We start from the raw sequence: 6,292 nt of genomic DNA, 5'->3' as shown, positions 1-6,292 counted from the left end.
CCTCGATTCTGGACGGTCTTGTCGAGACGTCGTCGCTGCGGGCCCTGCCCGAGGGCGAGTTGCAGGCTGTGGCCGATGCGGTGCGGCGGGAGATGATCGACGCGGTCTCGGTGACCGGCGGGCATCTCGGCTCGGGGCTCGGCGTGGTCGAGCTGACGGTGGCGCTGCACTACGTGTTCGACACGCCCGACGACAGGATCGTSTGGGACGTCGGCCACCAGGCCTATCCGCACAAGATCCTCACCGGGCGGCGCGACCGCATCCGCACCCTGCGCCAGGGCGGCGGCCTCTCGGGCTTCACCAAGCGYTCGGAGAGCGAATACGACCCCTTCGGCGCGGCCCATTCCTCGACCTCGATCTCGGCCGCACTCGGCATGGCGGTGGCCCGCGACCTCGACGTCGCCGCGGCCAAGGCGAAGGGCGAGGCCGAGGCCCTCAACAACGCCGGCGCGCTGCACTCGCGCCTGATCGTCATCCTCAACGACAACGACATGTCGATCGCGCCCCCGGTCGGCGCGATGTCGGCCTATCTCGCGCGGCTCGCCTCGGGCGACACCTACCGSTCCCTGCGCGAGACCGCCAAGCAGCTCGGCAAGCTCCTRCCCAAGGGCATCTACCAGCGCGCGGCCCAGGCCGAGGAGTTCGCCCGCGGCCTGATCGTGGGCGGCGGCACCATGTTCGAGGAGATGGGCTTCCACTACGTCGGCCCCGTCGACGGGCACAACCTCGACCACCTGCTGCCGGTGCTCAAGAACGTGCGCGACTCCGAGCAGGGCCCGATCCTGCTCCACGTCGTCACCCAGAAGGGCAAGGGCTACGCCCCGGCCGAGGCCAGCGCCGACCGCTACCACGGCGTCGTCAAGTTCGACGTGATCTCCGGCGTGCAGGCCAAGGCCAAGCCCAACGCCCCGGCCTACACCCGGGTGTTCGGCGAGAGCCTGATCAAGGCGGCGGACGCCGACCCCAAGGTGGTGGCGATCACCGCCGCCATGCCCGGCGGCACCGGCATCGACCTGTTCGGCAAGGCCCACCCCGACCGGACCTTCGACGTCGGCATCGCCGAGCAGCACGCGGTGACCTTCGCCGGCGGCCTGGCGACGGAGGGCTACAAGCCGTTCGTGGCGATCTACTCGACCTTCCTGCAGCGGGCCTACGACCAGGTCGTCCACGACGTGGCGCTGCAGAACCTGCCCGTGCGGTTCTGCCTCGACCGGGCCGGGCTGGTGGGGGCCGACGGGGCGACCCACGCGGGCGCCTTCGATCTGGCCTACCTGTGCTGCCTGCCGAACATGACGGTGATGGCGGCGGCCGACGAGGCCGAGCTCGTCCACATGGTGGCGACGGCCCATGCCCACGATTCCGGGCCGATCGCGCTGCGCTATCCGCGCGGCGAGGGCGTCGGCATCGACCTGCCCGAGCAAGGCCGGGCGCTGCCCATCGGCAAGGGCCGGATCGTGCGCCGGCCCGAGGGGGCGCGGGTGGCGCTGCTGTCGCTGGGCACGCGCCTGGCGGAAGCGCTCAAGGCCGCCGACCAGCTCGAGGCGGCCGGCGTCGGCGTCAGCGTGGCCGACGCCCGCTTCGCCAAGCCGCTGGACGAGGCGATGATCCTCGACCTGGCCGCGACCCACGAGGTCCTGATCACGATGGAGGAGGGGTCGGTGGGCGGCTTCGGGGCGATGGTGCTGCATCTCCTGGCCGAGAAGGGCGCCCTCGACGAAGGCCGGGTGCGGGTGCGCACCCTGACCCTGCCCGACGTCTACCAGGACCACGACACCCCCGAGCGCATGTACGCCCAGGCCGGCCTCGACACCGACGGCATCGTCAAGGNGGGTGCGCACCCTGACCCTGCCCGACGTCTACCAGGACCACGACACCCCCGAGCGCATGTACGCCCAGGCCGGCCTCGACACCGACGGCATCGTCAAGGCCGTCACCGGCGCCCTGCCCGAGCGGAAGTCCGGCCGCCTCCGGCTCGCCTGACCCGCGCCGCGAGATCGCGCGGGGGTGTGCCCGTGCGATCCTTGTCGGCGGCGGTTTTCGATGACATGAGGCCGGGCCGCGGCGGACGCGCCCCGGCGTTTTTCCTGCGGTCCCACGGCCGCCACCGATCGTCCTGACGATTAAGAGAGACATGGCTGAGGCTGATCCATCCGGCCCCTGGGGCGTCGGTCCGGTCCTGATCACCGGCGCCAGCGGGTTCCTCGGAGCCGCCCTCGTCGACGTGTTCCGCAAGGCGGGCTTTCCCGTACGGATCATGGTGCGTTCGACGAGCCCGCGCACCAACCTCGTCTGGACAGACGTCGAAGTGGTGGAAGGCGACATGCGCGACCGGGACGCCGTCGCCGCCGCATTGCAGGGCCAGCGCTACCTCGTCCACGCCGCGGCCGACTACCGGCTGTGGGCACCGGACATGGAGGAGATCGTCCGGACCAACCGCGACGGCACCCTCATCATGATGGAAGAGGCGTTGCGCGCCGGGATCGAGCGGATCGTCTACACCTCCAGCGTCGCCACCATCAAACCGCACGACGACGGGACGCCCGCCGACGAGAGCCGGCCGCTCACCCCCGGCACCGCCATCGGCGCCTACAAGCGCAGCAAGGTCGTGGCCGAACGCGTCGTCGAGGAGATGGCCGCCCGCAACGGCCTGCCCGTGGTCATCGTCAACCCCTCGACGCCGATCGGCCCGCGCGACGTCAAGCCGACGCCCACCGGCCGCATCATCCTGGAAGCGGCGCTGGGGCGGATGCCCGCCTTCGTCGACACCGGCCTCAACCTCGCCCACGTCGACGACGTCGCCGCCGGGCATCTCCTCGCCCTGCGCAAGGGCCGCACCGGGGAACGCTACATCCTGGGCGGCGAGAACGTGTTGCTGTCGCAGATGCTGGCCGACATCGCTGGCCTGGTCGGGCGCAAGCCCCCCACCGTCAACCTGCCGCGCGCCGTGGTGTATCCGATCGCTTATCTCTCCGAGCAGATCGCGCGGGTGACCGGCAAGGCCCCCTTCGCGACGATCGACGGCATCCGGATGTCGCGCTACCGCATGTTCTTCACCGACGCCAAGGCGCGGGCCGAACTCGGCTATACCGCCCGCCCCTACCGAGAGGGCCTGTCCGACGCGATCGCGTGGTTTCGCCAGGCGGGGCTGATCCAATGAGCGCGACCCTGGACAACGCCACGCAGGCCCGCTCCGGCAAGGGCCACAAGGACGAGAACTTCCCCGTCGCCTCGCACCTGATCCACCCCAGGAATCGCGGGGCGATCCTCGCCTTCTACGATTTCGTGCGGGCGGGCGACGACGTCGCCGACCATGCCGAGCTGTCGCCCGAGCGCAAGATCGCGCTCCTCGATCGGCTCGCCGACGCCCTGACGGGCGAGGGCCCGCCCGACCCGGAGGCCGAGCCGCTGAAACGCGAACTCGCGACGCGCGGCCTGCCCCCGACCCATGCCCTCGAGCTCCTCGACGCCTTCCGCCTCGATGCCCGCAAGACCCGCTACGACGACTGGGAGGACCTCATCGCCTATTGCCGGCTCTCGGCGATGCCGGTGGGGCGCTACGTCCTCGACGTCCACGGCGAGGATCCGGCCGTGGTCTGGGGACCGTCCGATGCGATCTGCGCGGCCCTTCAGATCGTCAACCACCTCCAGGATTGCGCGAAGGACTATCGCCGCAACGACCGGGTCTACCTACCCCGGGACGTGCTCGCTCGCCACGGCGTCACCGTCGAGGCCCTGGCCGCCGACAGGGCGTCTCCTGCCCTGCGCGCCGTGATCCGGGAGCTGGCCGAACGGACCATGGGGCTCCTCGACGAGGGTGCGGTACTGCCCGACCTCATCGCGGACCTGCGCCTGAGCCTCGAGATCGCCGCGATCCATCGCCTGGCGGTGGTGCTCTGCCGCGGCCTGATGGAGCGCGACCCGCTCAGCGAGTCGGTGCATCACGGCAAGGCCGGCTTCGCCCTCACCGCGCTCGGCGGCATCATTGCGACCCTGGCGCGGCGTCCGTTGCGAGGCCGAGTGCTTCGGGCGCAGGCGCTGCGCGTCGCCAACCAGGAGGGACGCCGATGAGCGCCACCGCCACGCCGCTGCCGGCGGACGCCGCCGAAGCCCCTGCCCTGCCCGCGAAATCCTCCTCGTTCTACACCGCCATGCGGCTGCTGCCGAAGGATCGGCGCGAGGCGATGTATGCGGTCTACGCCTTCTGTCGGGCGGTGGACGACGTCGCCGACGACGGCGGGGCGGCCGAGGTCCGTGCGGCCGAACTCGACCGCTGGCGCGCCGACATCGACGACCTCTACGCCGGCCGCCCGGCGGCCCGGGTGCGCGACCTCGTGGTCCCGATCGCGCGCTACGCCTTGCGCCGCGAGGATTTCCAGGCGGTCATCGACGGCATGGCGATGGATGCCTTCGAGGATATCGTCGCCCCCGACGAGGACACCCTCGACCTCTATTGCGACCGCGTCGCCAGCGCCGTCGGCCGCCTCTCGGTGCGCATCTTCGGCCTGCCCGAGGATCTCGGCATCCGGCTGGCCCATCACGAGGGCCGGGCGCTGCAGCTCACCAACATCCTGCGCGACATCGACGAAGACGCCGGGCGCGGCCGCCTCTACCTGCCGCGCGAGCGGCTGGCCGCCATCGGTCTGACGACTCCGACGCCGCAGGCAGCGATGGCGCATCCGCGCATCGGCGAGGTCTGCGCGGCGGTGGCCGCCCAGGCCGAGGCGCATTACCGCGAGACCTGGGCGATCATCGCCAAAAGCCCGAGGGCGGCCACCAAGGCCCCCCGGCTGATGGCGGCCGCCTACCGCCTCTATCTCGACGAGCTCCTGAAGCGGGGGTGGTCGCCCCCACGCGCCCGCGTCAAGCCCGGCAAGCTCGCCCTGCTGTCCGTCGCCCTGCGCCACGGGATCGTCTGAATGGCGGGAACCGTCCATGTGGTCGGAGCGGGCCTCGCCGGGCTCTCCGCGGCGGTGTCGCTGGTGGAACGCGGCGCCCGCGTGGTGTTGCACGAGGCCGCCAAGCAGGCGGGCGGACGCTGCCGCTCGTACTACGACCCCAGCCTCGGGCTCACCCTCGACAACGGCAACCATCTCCTCCTGTCGGGCAACGCCTCGACGCTCGGCTTCATGCGCACCATCGGCGCTCCGGCCGACGCCCTGCAAGGACCGGCCGAGGCGGCCTTCGACTTCGCCGACCTCGCCACGGGCGAGCGCTGGCGCCTGCGCCCGAACCGCGGCCGGTTGCCGTGGTGGGTGATGAGCCCGTCGCGGCGGGTGCCGGGCACCCGGGCGATCGACTACCTCGCCCCCCTCGGCATCATCCGGGCGGCGGCCGGCAAGGGGCCGGGCCTCGGCGGCACCATCGGGCAGAGCATGACCTGCTCCGGCACGCTCTATGAGCGCCTGTGGCACCCGGTGCTGCTGGCCGCGCTCAACACCGAGCCGGCCGAGAGCGACAACGGCCTGGCCGCCAAGATCCTGCTCGAGACCCTGGGGGCGGGTGGCGAGGCCTGCCGACCGCTGGTGGCGGTGGCCGGCCTCTCCTACGCCTTCGTCGACCCGGCCGTGGCCCATCTCACCGCACGGGGGGGCGAGATCCGGTTCGGGCGCCGCCTGCGCGGCCTCGGTTTCGGTGCCGGGCGGATCGACAGCCTCGACTTCGGCGACGGCCCCCTCGCCCTCAGGCCGGACGATGCCGTGGTTCTGGCCCTGCCACCCTGGGTGGCCGCCGACGTCCTGCCCGGCGTCGCGAGCCCGCAGGCCTACCGATCCATCGTGAACGCCCATTTCGCGATCGTTCCTCCACCGGGATCGCCTCTTCTTCTGGGTGTGGTGAACGGACTGACGGAGTGGCTGTTCGCGTATCCGGATCGTCTATCGGTGACCATCAGCGGTGCCGATCGGCTGCTCGATACACCACGGGAAGACTTGAGTGCCCGGATCTGGGCGGAGCTCTCGACTTTGACGGGACTTGCGCCCGAAAGGCCAAGCTGGCAGATCGTCAAGGAGAAGCGGGCGACCTTCGCAGCGACGCCGGCCGAGGCCGCGCGGCGCGCAAGCGCCGTGACCGACCACAAGAACCTCGTCCTGGCGGGCGATTGGACTGCCACCGGCCTGCCATCGACGATCGAGGGGGCGATCCGCTCTGGAACCACGGCTGCGCACGCGCTCCTCGACGGAGCGCGCGCCTAGGGCATCGGACCGAAAGGCGGCTGCCGCCTTTGGGTCTGATGCCAGGACGAGAGATGGGCGCATCGTCCTGGAGCCAGATCCAGGACGTTGCGCTCGCAGAA

General features: G+C 71.4%; 4 protein-coding genes and 1 pseudogene. All 5 read left to right on the top strand.

Annotated elements, in window-relative coordinates:
• Positions 1 to 1,827 (top strand): annotated as a pseudogene (gene dxs / locus ASG59_RS16230) (1-deoxy-D-xylulose-5-phosphate synthase); the annotation flags it as partial.
• Positions 1,828 to 2,131: 304 nt separating this feature from the next.
• A complete protein-coding gene (gene hpnA, locus ASG59_RS16225; RefSeq protein ID WP_056410077.1) occupies positions 2,132 to 3,157 on the top strand; it encodes a hopanoid-associated sugar epimerase in 1,026 nt (341 codons plus the stop codon).
• Positions 3,154 to 4,068 carry a squalene synthase HpnC gene (gene hpnC, locus ASG59_RS16220; RefSeq protein ID WP_056410075.1) on the top strand — a complete coding sequence of 305 codons (915 nt, stop codon included), beginning with the start codon at positions 3,154 to 3,156 and terminating at the stop codon, positions 4,066 to 4,068. The genes hpnA and hpnC overlap by 4 nt, the downstream gene beginning before the upstream one ends.
• Positions 4,065 to 4,916, top strand: a complete 852-nt coding sequence (gene hpnD, locus ASG59_RS16215) for a presqualene diphosphate synthase HpnD (RefSeq protein WP_056410073.1) — start codon at positions 4,065 to 4,067, stop codon at positions 4,914 to 4,916. The genes hpnC and hpnD overlap by 4 nt, the downstream gene beginning before the upstream one ends.
• Entirely contained in the window at positions 4,917 to 6,191 is a 1,275-nt protein-coding gene (gene hpnE, locus ASG59_RS16210; RefSeq protein ID WP_056410072.1) for a hydroxysqualene dehydroxylase HpnE, read from the top strand.
• The last annotated feature ends 101 nt before the right edge of the window (positions 6,192 to 6,292 follow it).

Source organism: Methylobacterium sp. Leaf466 (assembly GCF_001425565.1).
Classification (GTDB): domain Bacteria; phylum Pseudomonadota; class Alphaproteobacteria; order Rhizobiales; family Beijerinckiaceae; genus Methylobacterium.
The sequence above is the reverse complement of the archived record's forward strand: the minus strand, read 5'-3'. Positions and strand labels throughout refer to the sequence as shown.

Bases quoted from the DNA above. Each gene is read 5' to 3' on its own strand.
- hpnD (WP_056410073.1), top strand. From the start codon at position 4,065: ATGAGCGCCACCGCCACGCCGCTGCCGGCGGACGCCGCCGAAGCCCCT.
- hpnE (WP_056410072.1), top strand. From the start codon at position 4,917: ATGGCGGGAACCGTCCATGTGGTCGGAGCGGGCCTCGCCGGGCTCTCC.
- hpnA (WP_056410077.1), top strand. From the start codon at position 2,132: ATGGCTGAGGCTGATCCATCCGGCCCCTGGGGCGTCGGTCCGGTCCTG.
- hpnC (WP_056410075.1), top strand. From the start codon at position 3,154: ATGAGCGCGACCCTGGACAACGCCACGCAGGCCCGCTCCGGCAAGGGC.